At 73.5% G+C, this 15,590-nt stretch carries 14 protein-coding genes; 11 read left to right on the top strand and 3 right to left on the bottom strand.

Going from position 1 to position 15,590, the window contains the following annotated elements:
* Positions 1 to 7: 7 nt before the first annotated feature.
* Both IEX22_RS02060 and IEX22_RS02065 read left to right on the top strand, forming a co-directional pair.
* Entirely contained in the window at positions 8 to 1,741 is a 1,734-nt protein-coding gene (locus tag IEX22_RS02060) for a glycoside hydrolase family 3 N-terminal domain-containing protein (RefSeq protein WP_229659694.1), read from the top strand.
* 9 nt (positions 1,742 to 1,750) lie between these two features.
* Complete coding sequence (locus tag IEX22_RS02065; protein WP_188665612.1) at positions 1,751 to 2,191, top strand: VOC family protein; 441 nt, start codon at positions 1,751 to 1,753, stop codon at positions 2,189 to 2,191.
* Between the two features lie 128 nt (positions 2,192 to 2,319).
* Here the strand turns inward: IEX22_RS02065 and IEX22_RS02070 are convergent, their stop codons facing one another.
* Positions 2,320 to 2,868, bottom strand: a complete 549-nt coding sequence (locus IEX22_RS02070; protein ID WP_188665615.1) for a Dps family protein — start codon at positions 2,866 to 2,868, stop codon at positions 2,320 to 2,322.
* 75 nt (positions 2,869 to 2,943) lie between these two features.
* Positions 2,944 to 3,972 carry a formimidoylglutamase gene (gene hutG / locus IEX22_RS02075; protein WP_188665619.1) on the bottom strand — a complete coding sequence of 343 codons (1,029 nt, stop codon included), beginning with the start codon at positions 3,970 to 3,972 and terminating at the stop codon, positions 2,944 to 2,946.
* 97 nt (positions 3,973 to 4,069) lie between these two features.
* Here hutG and IEX22_RS02080 point away from each other — a divergent pair, with 97 nt between their 5' ends.
* From IEX22_RS02080 to IEX22_RS02115, 8 genes are all read left to right on the top strand, one after another.
* A complete protein-coding gene (locus IEX22_RS02080; RefSeq protein WP_188665622.1) occupies positions 4,070 to 4,846 on the top strand; it encodes an IclR family transcriptional regulator in 777 nt (258 codons plus the stop codon).
* Between the two features lie 133 nt (positions 4,847 to 4,979).
* Positions 4,980 to 6,680: a urocanate hydratase gene (hutU, locus tag IEX22_RS02085; protein ID WP_188665625.1), complete on the top strand. Its 1,701-nt coding sequence runs from the start codon at positions 4,980 to 4,982 to the stop codon at positions 6,678 to 6,680.
* A complete protein-coding gene (gene hutI, locus IEX22_RS02090) occupies positions 6,680 to 7,879 on the top strand; it encodes an imidazolonepropionase (RefSeq protein ID WP_188666095.1) in 1,200 nt (399 codons plus the stop codon). The genes hutU and hutI overlap by 1 nt, the downstream gene beginning before the upstream one ends.
* A gap of 41 nt (positions 7,880 to 7,920) precedes the next feature.
* The gene (gene hutH / locus IEX22_RS02095; RefSeq protein ID WP_188665628.1) at positions 7,921 to 9,495 is read left to right on the top strand and encodes a histidine ammonia-lyase; all 1,575 of its coding nucleotides are present in this window, start codon (positions 7,921 to 7,923) and stop codon (positions 9,493 to 9,495) included.
* A 93-nt stretch (positions 9,496 to 9,588) separates the two neighbouring features.
* The gene (gene clpB / locus IEX22_RS02100; protein WP_188665631.1) at positions 9,589 to 12,207 is read left to right on the top strand and encodes an ATP-dependent chaperone ClpB; all 2,619 of its coding nucleotides are present in this window, start codon (positions 9,589 to 9,591) and stop codon (positions 12,205 to 12,207) included.
* A gap of 162 nt (positions 12,208 to 12,369) precedes the next feature.
* Positions 12,370 to 13,389, top strand: coding sequence for a hypothetical protein (locus tag IEX22_RS02105; RefSeq protein ID WP_188665634.1), 1,020 nt, complete (start codon positions 12,370 to 12,372; stop codon positions 13,387 to 13,389).
* A 51-nt stretch (positions 13,390 to 13,440) separates the two neighbouring features.
* Entirely contained in the window at positions 13,441 to 13,827 is a 387-nt protein-coding gene (locus tag IEX22_RS02110) for a DnaJ family domain-containing protein (RefSeq protein ID WP_188665638.1), read from the top strand.
* A gap of 43 nt (positions 13,828 to 13,870) precedes the next feature.
* Positions 13,871 to 14,593 (top strand): DsbA family oxidoreductase, encoded by a 723-nt coding sequence (locus IEX22_RS02115; protein WP_188665641.1) that lies wholly within the window; start codon positions 13,871 to 13,873, stop codon positions 14,591 to 14,593.
* 74 nt (positions 14,594 to 14,667) lie between these two features.
* On the opposite strand, the gene IEX22_RS02120 is transcribed toward IEX22_RS02115, so the two are convergent.
* Positions 14,668 to 14,961 (bottom strand): hypothetical protein, encoded by a 294-nt coding sequence (locus IEX22_RS02120; RefSeq protein ID WP_188665644.1) that lies wholly within the window; start codon positions 14,959 to 14,961, stop codon positions 14,668 to 14,670.
* A 358-nt stretch (positions 14,962 to 15,319) separates the two neighbouring features.
* Between IEX22_RS02120 and IEX22_RS02125 the strand changes: the two genes are divergently transcribed.
* On the top strand, positions 15,320 to 15,541 hold the full coding sequence (locus IEX22_RS02125; protein WP_188665647.1) for a DUF3073 domain-containing protein: 222 nt from the start codon (positions 15,320 to 15,322) through the stop codon (positions 15,539 to 15,541).
* Positions 15,542 to 15,590: the final 49 nt, after the last annotated feature.

Raw genomic sequence — 15,590 nt, forward strand, 5'->3', positions numbered from 1 at the left:
CGGCCGGTTGAGCCTCGAGCAGCGGGTGGGTCAGCTGTTCATGGTCGCGAACGGCGCCACCGCCGTGGACCCGGCGGTCACGGCGCTGATCCGCGGGCGGCACATCGGCAACGTCATGCTGAGCGGGCGCAGCAGCCTCGGCGTCGGCCCCACCTCCGCCGTCAGCCGGGCCCTGCAGGCCGCGGCCGGCGCCCCGACGGGCGGCTACCGACTCGCGGTGGGCACCGATCAGGAGGGCGGCGCCGTCCAGGTGCTCAACGGCCCGGGCTTCTCACCCATCCCCACCGGGCTGACCCAGGGCACGTGGTCCGACGCCACCCTGCGCGCCTCCGCCCGCGACTGGGGCCATCAGCTGTTGCTCGCCGGCGTGACGGTGGACCTGGCGCCCGTCGCCGACACCGTGCCCAGCCCCCAGTTCGCCCCGCAGAACGCCCCGATCGGCGCGTTCAGCCGTCAGTACGGGTACAGCCCCGCGGTGGTCTCCGCGAAGACCCGCGCGTTCTCGGGGGGGCTCGTCGATGCCGGCGTCGCGGCCGTGCCCAAGCACTTCCCGGGCCTGGGCCGCGTCACCGGCAACACCGACACCACGGCCGGGGTGACGGACGGGGTGACCACCCGCACGGACCCCTCCCTGCAACCGTTCCGCGATCAGATCGCGGCCGGGGCGCGCTGGATGATGGTCTCCACCGCCTACTACAGCAGGATCGACCCCGCCCACCCCGCGGCCTTCTCGCCCACGGTGCTCTCGTCCATGCTGCGCTCCGACCTCGGGTTCACCGGGGTGACCATCTCCGACGACCTCTGCAACGCGCGCCAGGTGGCCGCGTGGACGCCCGCCCAGCGCGCGCTGGCGTTCCTCGACGCGGGCGGGACCATGGTGCTGTGCGCGAGCCCCGCCATGACCGCGCAGATGTACGACGCCGTCCTGCAGCGGGCGAGGACGGATGCCGCCTTCGCGGCGAAGGTGAACAAGGCGGCCCTCACCGTCACCCGGGTCAAGGCCACGAGCGGCAGTCCGACGGTGCGCGGCGCGGCGGACCTGGTGGCCCGGGCGTCGAACGGCGACCTCTACGACTACCCGGCGTCCGGCCACGGCGCGCTGCTGACCGGCCGGCGCATCGGCTACGGCTGGGGTGCCATGACCTCGGGCGCCACCGTGGACTACAACGGCGACGGCACCTTCGACGTCGTCGCCGCCTTCACCGGCGGCCAGCTGCGGCTGTATCCGGGCTACAACGGCGGCGGGTTCGCCCCGCCCGTCGTGATCGGCCGCGGCTGGGACGGCTACCGGATGGTTCCCGGTACCTGGCGGGACGGGGACCGCTACCCCGGGGTGGTGGCCCGCAGCCCGCAGGGCCAGCTCTTCCTCTATCCCAATCCGACCGGCACGACGACGGGAGCGCGCACCCTGCTCGCGTCGTCCTGGCCCGCGGTGGAGACCGTCCTGGCCGACGCCGACGGCGACGGACACACGGACCTGCTCGCCCGCACGAGCGACGGCGTGCTGCGGCTCTACCGGGGCGACGGCGCCGGCCATCTGACCGCCCCGACCCGCATCGGTGGCGGCTGGGACCGCACCCGTGGGATGACGGTGGTCCACGGCTTCACGTCGCCGCTCGGCACCGGCCTGCTGGTGCGCATGGACGACGGGTCGCTGCGCTCCTACGCCGTCTCGGCCGGCCGGGTGACGTTCGCTGCCACCGTCGGCCGCGGCTGGGCGCCGATGACGACGCTGCACTGAGGAGCACCCATGACCGCAGACCCGACCCCGACGACCGTCGACGTGGCCGGGGGCTGGCCCCGGGTCTATGTCCTGTTCCCCGGCACGGCCCGCGCGGCGCTCGCCTTCTACCACCGGGTGTTCGGCGGCGAGCTCGTGGTGCACACGTTCGAGGAGTTCGGGCGCGACGACGGGCCCGCCGACGCTGTCGCGCACGGGGAACTGCGCGGACCGGTCACCCTGTTCGGCGCCGACACCGGTCCGGGCGAGGACAGCGCGCGGATGACGGGCATGATGCTCTCGATCCTCGGCACGGACGAGGCACGCCTGCGCGGCTGGTTCGACGCGCTCGCCGACGACGGTCAGGTCCTCGACGCCCTGACCCTGCGGCCGTGGGGCGGCATCGACGGCCAGCTGCTCGATCGGCACGGCCTGCGCTGGCTGATCGGGATCGAGGGCGCCGGCGCCTGACCGGACCGGCGGAGGTGAAAGGACGCCGAGCGACGCGACGCAGGGCGGCGGCATCCGGTTCGGGTGCCGCCGCCCTGCGCGGTCGTGCTGTGCTCTCCGAACGGGGGTGACCCATCCGGGCGGGACGATCAGGCCTTGGCGGCCGCGTCCTTCTCGGTGGTCGCGCCCTCGTGTCGCAGCTCGCCGCCGCTGTTCTCCAGGTGTGCCCGGATGAACCACTGGAACTTCTCCAGTTCCTGCACCTGACCGATCAGCAGGTCCTGGGTGACCAGGTCGAGGTCGTCGAGGACCGCGATGTCGGCGCGGTGGTCCTCGATCACACCGGTGTAGACGAGGTCGAGCGCCGCCAGGTGCTCCGTGGTGTTCGCGCGGCCGATCGAGTAGTCGTCCCAGGTCCTGCGCTCCACCAGGTCGCCCGGCAGGCCGTTCGGCGGCACGCCGAGGGCGGCCATCCGCTCCGCCAGGTCGTCGACGAAGCCGCGGACCAGCTCGATCTGCGGGTCGAGCATCTCGTGCACCCCGATGAAGTCCCGCCCGACGACGTTCCAGTGGGCGTGCTTGAGGGTCAGCTGCAGGTCGTTGAGGGCGTGCAGGCGGATCTGCAGCAGCTCGCCGACCTTGTGCCCGTCCTCCACGCTCAGGCCGGGAACCGTGAATGTTGCATCGTTCGTTGCCATGTTCGGACCGTTCTCCTCACCATCGACTCACGATCGGCACCGTCGTGCCGTTCTGCCCGACCATCATAGTGCTGATCATTTCGGCGCCTCCACCCGGCGTCGTGCCGCGTCACCGGGACGGCCGTGCCGGGCGCCGGCCGCCTCGTGCACGAGGGTCGTGATCAGCCGGGCGGCGGTGCGGGCGGTGCGCTGGTCCACGTCCAGTGCGGGAAGCAGTTCGACGACGTCGACGAGCGCGAGCTTCCCGCTGGCGGCCACGCGCCGGCAGACGGCATGGACGACCTCCAGCGGCACCCCGTACCCGGCCGGGGCGCTGACCCCGGGCGCGACGGCGGCCGGCAGCACGTCGAGGTCGATGCTCAGGTGCAGGTCGTCGACGTCGGCGAGCACCTCGTCGACGACGGCGAGCACGTCGGGCAGGGTCGACGGGGTGCACTGCTCGTCGGTCAGGTACCGGACGCCGAGCTCGTCGGCCGTGGCGAACAGCGCGGCGGTGTTGGACGCTTCGCTGATGCCGAGGACGGTGTAGCGGAAGCCGCGGCCGGCGGCGCGGTCGGCGTCGGCCATCTGCCGGAACGGCGTGCCCGAGGACGGCGCGGGCGCCGCGCGGAGATCGAAGTGGGCATCGAGGTTGAGCACACCGGTGCGTCGATCCGCCCGTTCCGTCCCGCCCAGCCGCGCGCTGCGCACCCGGCCCTGGTAGCTGCCCCACGCGGTCTCGTGCCCGCCGCCGAGCACGATCACGAGTTCGTGGGCGTCCAGGGCCCGTGCGACGTGGTCGCCGAGGCGGTGCTGGGCGGTCTCCAGGTCCTGACCCTCGACGGTCACGGTGCCCGTGTCGACGATCGGGACGTCCGTGTGCAGGGCGAGCGGGGCGAGAGCCCGGCGCAGCGCGTCCGGGCCCGCGGCGGCGCCCGGACGGCCCTGATTGCGCCGGACCCCCTCGTCGCTGGCGAACCCGACGAGGGCCACGCCGGCGTCGGCCGTGTCCGAACCCGTCGTCACCGCCTGGTGCCACCGGCGGTGCTCGGGTCCGGTGCCGTCGGTCCGCCCGCTCCACGCGAAGGGGGCCGCGATGGCGTCGTGGGTCGCGTCCGAGTCCATGCAGCGATTCTCCGGTCCCACGGCGCGCTGCACGACCGTCGGACGAGCGGTATCGTCTGGGATCCCGGACGAGGAACCCGGGCACGGAGGAGGGGCGATGGCGTCGAAGGTGCCGGCGGCGACGAACACGCTGCGGGTGCTCCGCTTCCTCGCCTCCCGGCGAGGGCCGGTGAGCGCGGCCTCGATCGCGGCGGCGCTGGACCTGCCCCGCTCCACCGTCTACCACCTGCTCCAGGTGATGGCCGACGAAGGATTCGTCACGCACCTGCCCGAGGAGCGGCTCTACGGGCTGGGCATCGCGGCATTCGAGCTGTCCTCGGCCTGGGTCCGCCAGGACCCGATGGCACGGCTCGGGGCGCCGCTGCTGCACGCCCTCGTGGACACGGTCGGGGAGAGCGCGCACCTGGCGCTGCTGCACGGTCGCGACGTCGTCTACGTCGTCGAGGAACGCGCGCCGGGTCGGCCCTCGCTGGTCACCGAGGTGGGCGTCCGGATCCCCGCGCACCTGACCGCCAGTGGCCGCTCGATGCTGGCGGAGCTGCCCCGCGCCCAGGTGCGCGCCCTGTACCCCCATCGCGAGGCGTTCAGCTCCCGGGCAGAGCGCACCGCGATCATGGGTCCGGCCCGGCTCCGCGCCGAGCTGGATCGCACCCGCGCCCGCGGCTACGCGATCGAGGAGGGAGACGTCACCCCCGACTTCGCGTCGGTGGCCGTCGCCGCCCACGACCACCGCGGCCTGCCCGTCGCCGGGCTCGCCGTCACCTTCCTCTCCCACCGCGTCGACCAGGAGCGTCGTCGGGAGCTCGTCTCCCATCTGCGCCGCACCGCCGACGCGCTCTCGGCCCGCCTGTTCGGGCTGCCCCGGAAGGACTGACACGCATCCGTCGGGGCGTCTGGGATCCCGGACGGTTGGCGGGTCGCGGGCCTCACCACCGACGCCGGGCCGTGGTGCCATGGAGGCCGAGCCGCGGGTCCGTGCACCCGCTCGAGTCACCAGGAGAACGACCATGGCCCTGCCCGGAGCCCGTCCCGTCCGCGCCCCGCGCGGCACCGACCTCACCGCCCGGAGCTGGCAGACCGAGGCGCCGCTGCGGATGCTGATGAACAACCTCGACACCGAGGTCGCCGAGCGCCCGGACGACCTGGTGGTCTACGGCGGCACCGGCCGGGCCGCGCGCAGCTGGGCGGCGTTCGACGCCATCGTCGCCACCCTGACGGACCTCGCCGACGACGAGACGCTGCTCGTGCAGTCCGGCAAGCCGGTCGGCGTGTTCCGCACCCACGTGTGGGCGCCGCGGGTGCTGATCGCCAACTCGAACCTCGTCGGGGACTGGGCGACCTGGCCCGAGTTCCGTCGTCTGGAGGCCGAAGGCCTGACCATGTACGGGCAGATGACCGCCGGCTCCTGGATCTACATCGCCACCCAGGGCATCCTGCAGGGCACGTTCGAGACGTTCCACGCCGTCGCGAAGGTCATGCACGAGGACGGCCGACTGTCCGAGCCGACGCTGGCCGGCACCCTCACCCTCACCGGTGGCTGCGGCGGCATGGGCGGCGCCCAGCCGCTGGCCGTGACCTTGAACGGGGGCGCCTGCCTCGTCGTCGACGTCGACGAGACCCGGCTGCGCCGCCGGCAGGCGAAGCGGTACCTCGACGAGGTGGAGACGGACCTGGAGACCGCGCTCGCGAAGGTGACCGCGGCGAAGGCGGAGCGGCGCGCCCTGTCCGTCGGGTACGTCGGCAACGCCGCCACCGTCTTCCCCGAGCTGCTGCGCCGGCACCGGGCCGGCGAGCTGACCGTCGACGTCGTCACCGACCAGACCTCCGCGCACGACCCGCTGTCCTACCTGCCCACCGAGTACACGGTCGAGCAGTGGGAGGCCGAGGCCGCCGCGGACCCCGACGGGTTCACCACGAAGGCCCGGGAGTCGATGGCGACCCAGGTGCGGGCCATGGTCGAGTTCCGCGACGCGGGCGCCGAGGTGTTCGACTACGGCAACTCGATCCGCGACGAGGCCCGGCAGGCCGGCTACGCCCGCGCGTTCGACTTCCCCGGCTTCGTCCCCGCCTACATCCGGCCCCTGTTCTGCGAGGGCCTCGGCCCGTTCCGCTGGGTGGCGCTCTCAGGCGACCCGAAGGACATCGAGATCACCGACGCCGCGATCAAGGAGCTGTTCCCGGAGAACGAGCACCTGCACCGGTGGCTCGACGCCGCCGCGGAGCGGGTCGAGTTCGAGGGCCTGCCGGCCCGGATCTGCTGGCTCGGCTACGGGGAACGGCACCGCGCCGCGCTGCGCTTCAACGAGCTCGTGGCCGACGGCACGCTCTCGGCGCCCATCGTGATCGGCCGGGACCACCTGGACTCCGGCTCCGTCGCGTCCCCGTACCGCGAGACGGAGGCGATGGCCGACGGGTCCGACGCGATCGCCGACTGGCCGCTGCTCAACGCCCTGACCGCCGCCTCCTCCGGGGCGACCTGGGTCTCGATCCATCACGGCGGCGGCGTCGGCATCGGCCGCTCCCAGCACGCCGGGCAGGTGGGCGTCGCCGACGGCACCGAGCTGGCCGCTCAGAAGCTGGAACGGCTGCTGACCAACGACCCCGGCATGGGCGTCATCCGGCACGCCGACGCCGGGTACGAGCGCGCGCTCGAGGTCGCCGACGAGCGCGGCGTCCGCATCCCGATGCGTGAACAGGACCAGCGGTGATCCTGTCCGGTCCCGGCTCGACCCTGATCACCGGGATCGCGGAGCTGAGCACGGTCGACCCGGCGCTCGGCACTCTCCGCGACGCCGCGGTGGTGATCGAGGGCGAGCGGATCGCCTGGGTCGGGCCCGCGTCCCGCGCGCCCGCGGCCGACACGGCCGTCGACGTCGGCGGCCGGGCCGTGCTCCCGGGCTGGGTCGACTCGCACACCCACCTCGTCTTCGACGGGGACCGGGCCGCCGAGTTCGCCGCGCGCATGGCCGGGCAGGCGTACGAGGCCGGGGGTATCGCCGTGACCACGGGCGCCACCCGGGCCGCCGACGACGCCCGGCTCGACGGTCTCGTGGCCGGCCGGGTGCGCGAGGCGCTGGCCGGGGGGACCACCAGCCTGGAGACCAAGACCGGCTACGGGCTCACCGTCGAGGACGAGGCCCGCAGCGCCCGGATCGCCGCCGCCCACGTCGAGGACGTCACCTTCCTCGGGGCTCACCTCGTGCCCGACGGCCTGGACCCGGACACCTACGTCGACACCGTGTGCGGGCCCATGCTCGACGCCGTCGCCCCGCACGTGCGCTGGGCGGACGTGTTCTGCGAACGCGGGGCCTTCACCGTCGAGCAGTCCCGCCGGGTCCTCACCGCGTGCCGGGACGCCGGCCTCGGGCTGCGCGTGCACGGCAACCAGCTGGGCCCCGGCGGCGGCGTCGCGCTGGCCGTTGAGGTCGGCGCCGCGTCCGTGGACCACGTCAACCACGTCACCGACGACGACGTCGACGCGCTCGCGGCCTCGGACACCGTGGCCACCGTCCTGCCCGCGTGCGACCTCTCGACGCGGGCCCCGCTCGCCCCGGCCCGCCGGCTGCTCGACGCCGGCGCCACCGTCGCGATCGCGTCCAACGCCAATCCCGGCACCAGCTGGACCACCTCGATGGCCTTCTGCGTCGCGACCGCCGTGCTGCAGATGGGACTGACGGTCCCCGAGGCCGTCGAGGCCGCCACCCTCGGGGGCGCGAAGGCCCTGCGGCGGGACGTCGGCACCCCCGACCGGCCCGCCGTCGGGCGCCTGGCCGTGGGCGCGCGCGCCGACCTGCACGTCCTGGACGCGCCGTCCGCCGTGCACCTGGCCTACCGGCCCGGCATGCCCCTGACGTGGGCCGTCTGGCAGCGCGGCCGCCGGGTCGTCGCCCCCGCCGGGCGTCCCTGACCGTCGACTCCTTCCCTCACCCGTTCCGCAGGAGAATCACCATGACCGCCACCACCACCGCTCGACCCGCCGACCAGGCGGCTCCCGTCACCCTCTCGACCGCGGGCACCACCGCCGCCGACGTCGTCGCCGTCGCCCGGTTCGACGCCCACGTAAAGCTGTCGCCCGAGGCCCGCGCGCGGGTGCGCACGGTCCGTGCCCACATCGACGCCCTCGCCGCATCGACCACCCCGGTCTACGGCATCTCCACCGGGTTCGGCGCCCTGGCCAACACCCCGATTCCGCCGCACAAGCGCACCCGGCTGCAGAAGTCGCTCGTGCGCTCGCACGCCGCGGGGACGGGCCCCGCCGTGGAGCGCGAGGTGGTCCGTGCCCTGATGTTCCTGCGCGCCAAGACCCTGGCGTCCGGGCGCACCGGCATCCGGCTCGAGACCCTGCAGACCCTGATCGACGTGCTCAACGCGGGCATCACGCCGGTGGTGCACGAGTTCGGATCGCTGGGGTGCTCGGGCGACCTGGCGCCGCTCGCGCACTGCGCCCTCGTGCTGATGGGGGAAGGTCGGGCCACCGGGCCCGACGGCGTCGAGCGCCCCGTCGCCGAGCTGCTCGCCGAGGCGGGCATCGCGCCCGTCACCCTCGAGGAGAAGGAGGGCCTGGCGCTGATCAACGGCACGGACGGCATGCTCGGCCAGCTCGTCCTCGCGCTCGCGGACCTGACGGACCTGTTCACCGTCGCGGACATCACCGCCGCCCTCTCGGTCGAAGGGCTGCTCGGCACCGACCGGGTGTTCGTCCCGGAACTGCACGAGCCGCTGCGCCCGCACCCGGGCCAGGTCCGGTCGGCGGCCACGATGCTCGCCGTGCTCGCCGACTCCGCGATCGTCGCCTCCCACCGGTACGGGGACGACCGCGTGCAGGACGCCTACTCGCTGCGCTGCGCCCCGCAGGTGGCCGGCGCCGCGCGGGACACCGCCACCCACGCCGCCCAGGTCGCCGAGCGCGAGCTCGCGGCCGCGATCGACAACCCCGTGGTGCTCGACGACGGCACCATCTCGTCCAACGGCAACTTCCACGGCGCCCCCGTGGCCTACGTGCTGGACTTCCTGGCCATCCCCGTCGCCGACGTCGCCTCGATGGCCGAGCGCCGCACCGACCGGATGCTCGACCCCGCGCGGTCCCACGGGCTGCCGCCGTTCCTGGCCGAGGATCCCGGCACGGACTCCGGCCTGATGATCGCCCAGTACACGCAGGCCGGCCTGGTCTCGGACCTGAAGCGCCTCGCGGTGCCGGCGTCGGTCGACTCCATCCCGAGCTCCGCGATGCAGGAGGATCACGTGTCGATGGGCTGGCACGCCGCCCGCAAGCTGCGGCAGGGCGTGGTCAACCTGCGGCGGGTGCTGGCGATCGAGCTGCTCGCCGCGACCCGGGCGATCGCCCTGCGCGCACCGCTGCAGCCCGGCCCGGCGGGAGCGGCCGTGCTGGCGGACGTCACGGCCCGCATCGGCGGCCCGGGTCCGGACCGCTTCCTCGCCCCGGACATCGCCGACCTGGAGGAGTACGTGGCCTCGGGCGCGCTCCTGCGCACCGTGGAGGCCGTGGTCGGTCCGCTCCGCTGAGGGACACCGACCGGGAATGAACTCTTCCGCACCGAGGTTGAGTGGATTAGACTCAAGTCTGAAATCCGCCGACCATCGTCGAAAGGACCCCCGGTGAGCCCCCGTTTCACCACCCGCAGCCAGGAGGCGCTCTCGGCCGCCGTCACCGCCGCCACCACGGCCGGCAACCCGCAGGTCGAGCCGCTGCACCTGCTCTCCGCCCTGCTCGAGCAGACCGACGGCGTCGCCGTCGCCGTCCTGCGCGGGGCCGACGTCGACCCCGCCACGCTGACACCGAAGGTCGCCGCCGCCCTGCGCGCCCTTCCTGCCTCGTCGGGTTCTTCCGTGCAACAGGCCCAGCTCTCCCGGGCCGGACTCGCCGTCGTGCAGGCGGCCCAGGAGGAGGCCGAACGACTCGGGGACACGTTCGTCTCCACCGAGCACCTGCTGCTCGGTGTCGCCGCCGATGCCGGGGGCGCCGGCACGCTGCTGCGCGAGGCGGGGGCGACGCCGGACGCCCTGCGCGCGGCCATCCCCTCCGTCCGTGGCGGCCGGAAGGTCGACAGCGCGGACCCCGAGTCCACCTTCCAGTCGCTGGAGAAGTACGGGACGGACCTGACCGCCGTGGCCCGCGCGGGCCGTCTCGACCCGGTGATTGGCCGGGACGCCGAGATCCGCCGCGTGGTCCAGGTCCTCTCCCGCCGCACCAAGAACAACCCGGTGCTGATCGGGGAGCCCGGCGTCGGCAAGACCGCCGTCGTCGAGGGCCTCGCCCAGCGCATGGTCGCCGGGGACGTCCCCGAGTCCCTGCGGGGCAAGACCCTGATCAGCCTCGATCTGGGCGCCATGATCGCCGGGGCCAAGTACCGCGGCGAGTTCGAGGAGCGGCTCAAGGCCGTGCTCGAGGAGATCAAGAACGCCGAGGGCCAGGTCGTCACCTTCATCGACGAGTTGCACACCGTGGTCGGCGCCGGCGCGTCCGAGGGCGCGATGGACGCCGGCAACATGCTCAAGCCCATGCTCGCCCGCGGCGAGCTGCGGCTGATCGGCGCCACCACGCTCGACGAGTACCGCGAGAACATCGAGAAGGACCCGGCGCTGGAGCGCCGCTTCCAGCAGGTGTACGTGGGCGAGCCGAGTGTCGATGACACGATCGCCATCCTGCGCGGCCTGAAGGAGCGCTACGAGGCGCACCACAAGGTGGCCATCGCCGACGCCGCCCTCGTGGCCGCGGCCTCGCTCTCGCACCGGTACATCTCCGGCCGGCAGCTGCCGGACAAGGCGATCGACCTGGTCGACGAGGCCGCGTCGCGGCTGCGGATGGAGATCGACTCGGCCCCCGAGGAGATCGACACCCTGCGTCGTGCCGTGGACCGGTTGACCATGGAAGAGCTGGCCCTGCAGAACGAGACGGACGCGTCGTCCGTGGAGCGGCTGGCCGCCCTGCGCGAGGAGAAGGCGGACAAGCAGGAGCAGCTCGACGGGCTGAACGCCCGGTGGGAGGCCGAGAAGGCCTCCCTGAACCGGTCCGGCGACCTGCGTGCGAAAATCGACGAACTGCGTTCGACCGCCGAGAAGGCGCAGCGTGAGGGCGACCTCGCCGAGGCGTCCCGCATCCTCTACGGCGAGATCCCCACCCTCGAACGGGAGATGCAGGCGGCCGACGCCGCGGCGGAACGCGTCGACGTCGGCGCCGGCTCCCTGCTGGTCAACGAGGAGGTCACCGCGGACGACATCGCCGAGGTGGTCTCGGCCTGGACCGGAATCCCGGCGGGCCGGATGCTGCAGGGCGAGTCGCAGAAGCTGCTGCACATGGAGGAGTTCCTCGGCGAGCGGCTGATCGGACAGCGGCAGGCCGTGGCCGCGGTGTCCGACGCCGTGCGGCGGGCCCGCGCGGGGATCAGCGACCCGAACCGGCCCACCGGCTCGTTCCTGTTCCTCGGTCCGACCGGCGTCGGCAAGACCGAGCTCGCGAAGTCCCTGGCGGACTTCCTGTTCGACGACGAGCACGCGATGGTGCGCATCGACATGAGCGAGTACTCGGAGAAGCACACCGTCAGCCGCCTGGTCGGCGCCCCTCCGGGCTACGTCGGCTACGACGAGGGCGGTCAGCTCACCGAGGCGGTCCGCCGTCGGCCGTATTCCGTCGTGCTGCTCGACGAGGTGGAGAAGGCACACCCCGAGGTCTTCGACATCCTGCTGCAGGTGCTCGACGACGGCCGGCTGACCGACGGTCAGGGGCGCACGGTCGACTTCCGCAACGTCATCCTCGTGCTGACCTCGAACCTGGGCTCGCAGTTCCTCGTGGACCCGTCGATCGACGACGCCCGGAAGCGGGACCTGGTGATGGGGGTGGTGAACGCCTCCTTCAAGCCCGAGTTCCTCAACCGGCTGGACGAGATCGTCATGTTCGACGCGCTCACCCTCGAGGAGCTGTCCCGGATCGTGGACCTGCAGGTGCGGGATCTGGCGTCCCGGCTGACCGAGCGGCGGCTGACCCTCGACGTCACCGACGCCGCGCGGGAGTGGCTGGCCCTGACCGGGTTCGACCCGGCGTTCGGGGCGCGGCCGCTGCGCCGGCTGGTGCAGCGGGAGATCGGCGACCGGCTGGCGCGGGGAATCCTGGCCGGGGAGATCGCCGACGGCGACACGGTGCGGGTGGACCGTCAGACCGGCGACGACGGCACCGAGCTGGACGGGCTGACCGTGCGCACCGTCGTGCCCTCCGTCTGACCCCCGCCCCTCCCCCCTCCGCCAGCTCGTCAATAGATGCTCCCCGAGGGCCCTCCCGGGCCCCGGATGGAGCATCTATTGACGAGCTGGCGGACCTGTTCTCCCGGCGGCATCGGGTGCAAGGATGGTCAGCATGCTTCGTACGCGAACGGAAGGACCGTCATGACGAACACCCTGATCCGCGGGATCATCGCCGGCGCCGCCGGCACCGCTGCCCTGAACGCCGTCACCTACGCCGACATGGTGCTGCGTGGCCGGCCCGCCAGCGACGCCCCGGGCCGGACGGTCGAGGCGGCGCTGAGCCGGTTCGACGTGCAGATCCCCGGCCGGGGCCCGGAGCGGGACAACCGCCGCAGCGCCCTCGGCGCCGTCGGCGGGATCGCCGTGGGCGTCGGGATCGGTGTCCTCGCCGGTGCCGCCCGGTCGGCCGGTCTGCGCTTCTCGGGCCCCACGGGCGCGGCACTCACCGGAGCCGCCGCCATGGCCGCGAGCGACGTGCCGATGGCGGCGTTGAAGGTCAGCGATCCGCGCACCTGGTCCCCGGCCGACTGGGCGACGGACGCGGCGGGCCACCTGGCCTACGGGATCGCGACCCGGGCGACCCTGACGGCGACGGAGCCGGGGCTGGCGACGGACGCCACGCTGCGCCGGGTGGAGCGACGGGCCCGACGGCGGGCGGCGCGTCCGTCGTTCTCCCTGACCACCCGCTCGGCCGTGCTGGGGGTCGCCGCGGGCATCCGCAGTTCGCTCGGCGTCGCCGGCCCGACGTTCGCCTCCGGACCCGGCCGGGTCTCGGCCGGCCGTCGAGCGGGCCAGGTCGCCGCGGCGCTCGCGGTCGCCGGCGAGATGGTCGCCGACAAGCTGCCGGGGACGCCGAGCCGGTTGCAGCCCGGGGCACTGGCCGGCCGGCTGATCTCGGGTGCCACCGGTGCGGTGACACTGGCCCGGCGCGAGCGGGCGACCCTGGACCTGCCCGTCGTCGCCGGCATCGCCGGGGCGCTCGCCGGGTCCTGGGGCGGGGCGGCCTGGCGCGGCTGGGCACAGCGCGAACTGGGCTGGACGTGGCAGGCCGCGCTCCTTGAGGACGGGCTGGGGCTCGGCCTCGCCGCGCTCGGCAGCCGGCGGGTCTCCGCCGCGGCGCAGCCCGCCGTGCCGCACGCCCTGTCCTCCGGCATCGCCTGAGGTCTGCCCCGTCCGGCTGACGTCGTCAACCGGACGGGGCAGACTGGACCGATGGACCGCTTCGAGAGCCTGGCCGAGCGCCGTATCCGGGAGGCGATGGAGCGCGGGGACTTCGACGACCTGCCCCTGGCCGGCCAGCCACTCGACTTCTCCGACGTCGACGATCCGCAGTGGTGGATCAAGCGGTGGATGGAGCGCGAGCAGATCGACACCGCCGCGCTCGCGCCGATGGTCATCCAGCTGCGCCGGGAGGCGGACGGGTTCCCGGACGCGCTACGCCGGTTCGACCGGGAGGACGACGTGCGCGCGTACCTGGAGGACTACAACCACCGGGTCAAGCAGGACCGGGTCGAGTCGCGGTTCAGCCGCGAGTCGCGGATCATCGCGCCGGTCGTCGACGTCGAGGTGACGGTGGTCCGCTGGCGCGAACTCGGTTGACGGTGGGCGGAATTCCGGCAATGTCGACGGCGTTGCTGCCATCGTGAACATCGACATCTGGTCCGACATCGCCTGCCCGTGGTGCTACATCGGCAAGCGCCGCTTCGAGTCCGCGCTGGCCCGCTTCGAGCACCGCGACGACGTGACCGTCACCTGGCACAGCTTCCAGCTGGACCCCACCCTGCCGGCGCACTACGACGGCACCGAGCTCGAGTACCTCAGCGAGCGGAAGGGCATGCCCGCCGACCGCGTCGCGCAGATGTTCGCGCAGGTCACCGAGGTGGCTGCAGGGGAGGGGCTGGCGTACGACTTCGATTCCGTGGTCGTCGCGAACAGTCTGCCGGGGCACGAGCTGATGCACCTGGCCGCCGAGCACGGGGTGGCCGGCGAGGTGAAGGAGGCGCTGCTCTCCGCGCACTTCGAGCACGGCGAGGACATCGGGTCCCGCGAGGTGCTGGTGCGAATCGGCACCGAGGCCGGGCTGGACGCCGGAGAGATCACGGCCGCGCTCGATTCCGGCCGCTACGCCGACGCCGTCGGCTCCGACATCCGGCGCGCCCAGAGCCTGGGCATCACTGGGGTGCCGTTCTTCGTGCTCGACGACAAGTACGGGGTGTCCGGTGCCCAGCCGGTCGAGCTGTTCGAGCAGGCGCTGCGCACGGCCTGGGCCGAGTCACATCCGCTGGTCATGGTGGCACCGGAGGGCGCCGCCGCGCCCTCCGACGCCGGTCTGAACGGCCAGGCCTGCGGGCCGGACGGCTGCTGACCGCCGCGTGCCGTCGTTCGACGCCCGCGGAGGAGACGGAAGCGGTGGCCGAAGCCGGTGATGTCGGGAAGGGGTCAGTGCGGGCCTGCCGTCGGGTCGACGTCGAGATCCCGGCCGGCGCCCGGCGCACCCCCGACCTCGTCGCTGGCCCGCTGCGCCTCCCCCTCGACCGCGCTCGCCTCGGCCCGCGCGGAACGCACGTCGTCGTCCTCCACCTCGGCGGAGAGGACGGGGTCGCCGAGTTGCGGTTCGGGCAGGGCGACGGCGTCAGGGTCGGTGATCTCCGGGACCGAACCGGCCGCACCGGACGGCTCGGAGAGGCCGTCGTCGGCGTCGTCGCGGCGGTTCTGATCGCTGGGTTCGCTCACGGCTGATCGGCCTTCCTCCGGCGGACATCGGGCGGATCCACGGGCCGCGTGAGCGGCTCGTCCGGGCCGGCGAGGTTCCGCTGATTCCGCGGGATCCCGCCTGTTCCCGCCCGTGCTGGCACCCTAATCGATCGACCCGCCGTCGTCACGGGCGTCGTCCGCGCCGTGCGGCGTCGTGACCCCCGCCACCACGCCGCAGGCGTGGGGGGTGACGTCGGGCTCAGCAGGCGTGTGGACGTCCCGGCCGCGGCGGGCGAGCATGTACCCTAGTGCTACGAAATATTGACCACATCATCCCTGGGCCCGCACGTGTGTGCCCTGCCCACGGGAGTCCGGACAGAGCAGAGGGGGTCACGCCATGGGGCGCGGCCGTCAGAAGGCGAAAGCCACCAAGCAGGCGCGGGACATCAAGTACTACAGTCCCACGACCGACTACTCGGCGCTGCAGCGCGAACTGGCCGGTTCGACCGGTCATGCCCCTGCCAGCCGATATCCGGAACCGCCCGAGGACGACGACTCCTACGTCGATCGGTATGCGGATGATGATGACGACGACCGCGGGAGCCGTCGCCTCGGCTGAGCCGACGCGCGGCCGCTCGCCTCGCGCCGCCGTCGGCGGCCCGTCGCGC

The sequence above is a fragment of the Tersicoccus solisilvae genome (genome assembly GCF_014643255.1).
Taxonomy (GTDB): domain Bacteria; phylum Actinomycetota; class Actinomycetes; order Actinomycetales; family Micrococcaceae; genus Tersicoccus; species Tersicoccus solisilvae.